General features: G+C 66.3%; 1 pseudogene. It reads right to left on the reverse strand.

What is annotated here, in order from left to right:
• Positions 1-514, reverse strand: a pseudogene (locus FQ746_RS34920) (heme utilization protein); the annotation flags it as partial.

Consider the following 514-nt stretch of genomic DNA (forward strand, 5'->3'; position numbering starts at 1 on the left):
GTCGTCAGTGCCGCGACCTGCGCCGTGGTCAGTGCGCCGACCTGTGCGGTCGTCAATGCGCCGACCTGCGCGGTCTTCAATGCGGCGATGTCGTCCGTCGAGAGTGCACCCAGTTGATCCGTGCTCAGTGCCGCGACGTCCTTCGTCGACAGCGAGCCGATCTGCGTGCTCGACAACGCACCGATCTGCGCCGTGCTCAATGCGCCAACCTGCGTGGTCGTCAACGCGCCGACCTGCGTCGACGTCAGCGCGCCAAGCTGGTCGTTGCTCAATGCGCCGACCTGCGCGGTCGTCAATGCCGCGACCTGCGCCGTCTTCAGTGCCGCGATATCGACAGTGGTGAACGAACCCAGTTGATCCGTGCTCAACGCCGCCACGTCCGCGTTCGACAGCGAACCGATCTGGCCGGTGGACAGCGCGCCGACCTGCGCCGTCGTCAGTGCGCCAACCTGCGTCGTGGTCAACGCGCCAACCTGTGCGGACGTCAATGCGCCGACCTGATCCGTGCTCAGTG

Origin of the sequence: Paraburkholderia sp. BCC1886, from assembly GCF_900996245.1 — a bacterium.
GTDB lineage: Bacteria > Pseudomonadota > Gammaproteobacteria > Burkholderiales > Burkholderiaceae > Paraburkholderia.